This window comes from Binatus sp. (SeqCode) (assembly GCF_049584895.1).
Taxonomy (GTDB): Bacteria; Desulfobacterota; Binatia; order Binatales; family Binataceae; genus Binatus.
In genome coordinates, this window is record NZ_JBAUYR010000080.1 from 1 (window position 1) to 3767 (window position 3767).

Annotated in this window: 5 protein-coding genes; all 5 read right to left on the reverse strand. The window is 63.4% G+C overall.

From position 1 onward, the window contains the following. Positions 1-261, reverse strand: a 261-nt coding sequence (locus tag WB650_RS13930) for an NUDIX hydrolase (protein ID WP_423960874.1), incomplete at its 3' end; no start/stop codon positions are given. 22 nt (positions 262-283) lie between these two features. Beyond that, a complete protein-coding gene (locus tag WB650_RS13935; RefSeq protein WP_422304811.1) occupies positions 284-1465 on the reverse strand; it encodes an FAD-dependent monooxygenase in 1182 nt (393 codons plus the stop codon). 396 nt (positions 1466-1861) lie between these two features. Beyond that, positions 1862-2290, reverse strand: coding sequence for a CoA-binding protein (locus WB650_RS13940; protein WP_422304809.1), 429 nt, complete (start codon positions 2288-2290; stop codon positions 1862-1864). Between the two features lie 32 nt (positions 2291-2322). Continuing rightward, positions 2323-2844, reverse strand: coding sequence for a hypothetical protein (locus WB650_RS13945; protein WP_423960876.1), 522 nt, complete (start codon positions 2842-2844; stop codon positions 2323-2325). Positions 2845-2848: 4 nt separating this feature from the next. Then, on the reverse strand, positions 2849-3767 hold a 919-nt coding region (locus WB650_RS13950; RefSeq protein ID WP_423960878.1), incomplete at its 5' end, for an SDR family oxidoreductase.

The following is a 3767-nucleotide window of genomic DNA, read 5'->3' on the forward strand; positions in this document are numbered from 1 at the left end:
CATCGGCGATGGATCCTCGGGATCGACCATTCCACCCGGCACCTCGAGCGTGAATTCAGAAATCCCGTGACGCCATTGACGGATCATCACGACCTCGCCATTTTTCGCGATCGGAATGATATTCACCCAGTTGGGCGCCTCGAGAATGAAAAAGTCGCGCGCGCCGCGCCGCGCGTGATGCGACCGTCGTCGATGGAGATCGAAAATCGGCGTGCTGTAAGCGACGTCGCTCTTGAGCGTCTTCCACTTGCGCGGCTTCATCTGACAGCGACGCCGGCGAATCTCATGCCCGCTCGAATTCGGCTTCGACGTCGTGACCGTACAGCCATGCGTTTTGCGGCAGCGGCGCGGTTGCGGACGATGCGAGGTTGGCGTCGCGCTTTCGCTGCTCTTCGCCGTCGGCAAGATGGAACATGACGGCGTTGTGGCGCGATCCCTCCTGGCATCGCGAGGCGCGTGGCTTGCGCGTCTGTTCGTAGCGCGAGAGTGCTGCGCCAACCTCGTGCGCGGCTGCACGCTCGAGACATTTCGCCAGCACCGCCGCGTCCTCGATCGATTGCACCGCTCCTTGCGCCATATACGGGAGCATCGGATGTGCCGCGTCGCCGATCAGCGTGACGCGTCCGACGGTCCATCGCGGCAGCGGGTCGCGGTCGTAGAGCGCCCATCGATTGGTAGTCTCGACTGCGCCGATGAGCGCGCGCACCTGCGGATGCCATCCTGCGAACTCCTTGAGCGCGTCCGCGACCTCGCCCCTGGCGGTCCACGACTCGACGCGCCATTCGCCGGGAGTGAGCGCGACCCAATTGTGGTAACGAGCGCCGGCGCCGACATAGTAGTGGACGAAATGATGTTCCGGCCCCCACCATACGGAGGCCGCGACCTCGAGTCCGAGATGCGCCACGCGATCGGCGGGAACCAGCCCGCGATAAGCCACGTGCCCCGAAAATCGCGGCGACTCCGGTCCCATGACGGCCTTGCGCACCGTCGAGTGAATACCGTCGGCGCCAACGACAACGTCGGCATCGGCGGTCGCGCCGTTATGGAATTGCACCTCGACGCGGTCGGCGTGCTGGGCCAATCCGACGCATCGATGGTCAAGATGCAGCACGCCGTTCGGCACGGCCGCAGAGAGAAGGTCAAGCAGATCGGCGCGATGAAAGTTGTAGTAGGGCGCGCCGAAGTTGCGCTCGCATGCGTCGGCAAGCGGCTGCCGCGAGAGCTCGCGTCCATCGTCCCATCGACGGATGACGATCGCGTGCGGACGCACTCCCATGCGGCGCATCGGATCCTCGAGGCCCAGCCGATTGAGGATTCGCGACGCGTTGGGACTTATCTGGATGCCGGCGCCGACCTCGCGCAATTCAGCGGCCTGCTCGAACACGTGAACATCGAGACCGGCGCGTCGAAGTGTCAGCGCGGCGGCAAGGCCGCCAATCCCGGCACCGATGACAATTATTCGCATGTATGCTCCGCTCGCTTCAGCTCGCAGATGAATCTAGTCTCGCCACTTTTTTTTGTCATCCTGACGGAGCGAGCAACGCGAGCACCATTTGTCATCCTGACGGAGTGAGCGAATGCGAGCGGCTGGAAGGATCTCGGACAGCTTCGCGCCCGCGAAGCCGGTACCGGTTTCCGAAATCGCGAAGCGGTCCTTTGGGTGTTTAGTGGAAAGCAGCAACACAGAAACCGGAACCGGCGGCGCTTACGCCCCGCTGTCCGAGATCCTTCGATCCGCTCGCATTCGCTCACTCCGTCAGGATGACAGAGGACGCTTGCGTTGCTCGCTTCATCAACGACATACAAGGATGGCAAATGTGGCTCGCGATGCTCGCTCAGAATGCCAAGCAAGCTCACCTTTTCAGAACAAACGCCCGTATTCAATTGCGGGGCATCGATCCATGATGACTGTCATCCCGGCTTGCTGCGCGCGACGCGCTGCGTCGAGGTGGATCACGCCCAGCTGGCACCACAGTATTCGCGCGCCCTTCGCGATCGACTCGTCGACGATTTGCGGGACGAACTCCGAACGGCGGAAGACGTCCACCATCTCGACCGGCCCAGGAATCGACGCGAGGTCGGGGTAGCACTTCTCGCCGAGGGCGCTGCGGAGTGCGTCCGCATCGAGTTGCGGATTGATCGGGATCACCTTGAAGCCGTGGGCTTTCAGTAACTTTGCGATTTTGAGCGAATCGCGCGCCGGGTTGTCGGAGCATCCGACTACTGCGACCGTGGTTGGCTTCGACAAGATCGCGCGAATTTCGGCGTCAGACGGATTGGTGAATTCCATAGTTGTATGATCGCGCGCGACCAGCGACGGCGCTAGTTGTGGAAGAGGCGGTCGATGATTGTCGGGACGAGGCGATGGATTTCTTCGCGGCATTCGGCGAATACCAGGTCGCCTTTTTCGTACGGGTCGTCGATGTCGCCGGTCTCGCCCGCGAACGATCGCAGGGTGAACACCGGGCGCTCTTTCGCGCCGGGGAAACGCTCGACCAGTTCGCGCGCCTGTTGCTCGGTCATCGCGATGATGAGATCGGTCTGCTCGAGCATCTCGGGATGCCGCTTGAGATCGGTGGAGGTCGCCTCGTCGCCGATGTCGATGCCGACTTCGCGCAGCGCCATCCGTGTGTCGAGCGAGACCAACGCGCCGTCGCGCGCATACGGCGCGATGCCCGCGGAGGTAATCGTGATGTTGTGATCGAAGCCGAGCGCGTCGAGTTCGCGACGCAGGATATGCTCGGCCATCACGCTGCGCGCGGTGTTGGCGGCGCAGATAAACAGGATGGAACGAAAGCGCGGCTCACGAGGAGCCGCGCTTTTGGTTTTCTTGTCAGTGATCAAAAATCTACACGCCCCCGCCCATCACCTCGCCCATGCTCTCCTTCTTGGTGACGCCCTTGGCCAGCTCTTCCTTGAGCTTGCCGCCGAGTTCCGCCGGCTCCCACATCGATCCCTTCTTCGAAACCTTGGCGCCGGTGTGCCATCCGCGCATCAGCCATACGTTGCCCAAGCCGACGCGGAACACTTCGCCGTGAACGTCTTTGGCGTCGTCGCTCGCGAGCCACGCGACCAGCGGTGCGACGTGCGCGGGGGTGAACGCGTCCCACTCGCCCGCCTTCTGCGCCATGCCGGCGGCGGTCTGCGGAGTCGCGTCGACGGTCAGGCGGGTGCGCGCGACTGGCGCAATCGCATTGGCGGTGACGCCGTAACGGCTCATCTCGCGATCCACGATAATCGCCATCGCGGCGACCGCTGCCTTCGCCGCACCGTAGTTGCTTTGCCCCGCGTTGCCGAGGATGCCCGAGTCGGAGCTGGTGTTGATCAGCCGGCCGTTGAGCACGTTGCCGGCCTTGTGCTGCTCGCGCCAATAGGCGGTCGCGTGGCGGGCGACGTTGAACGAGCCCTTCAGATGGACGGTGACGACGGCGTCCCAGTCCTCTTCGCTCATGTTGAAAATCATGCGGTCGCGCAGGATGCCGGCGTTGTTCACAACGATGTTGAGCTTGCCGAAGTTATCGATCGCGCAATCGACGATCCGCTTGGCGGCCTTGAAGTCGGTGACGCTCTCGAAGTTGGCGACCGCCTCGCCGCCGGCGGAGCGGATTTCCTTGACGACATCCTCGGCCGGCGAGCGCGACTGCCCGGTCCCGTCGAAGTGCCCGCCGAGGTCGTTCACGACCACCTTCGCGCCGTGCTTGGCGAGCAGCAACGCCTCTTCGCGCCCGATGCCGCGGCCGGCGCCGGTGATTACCGCAACTTTGCCT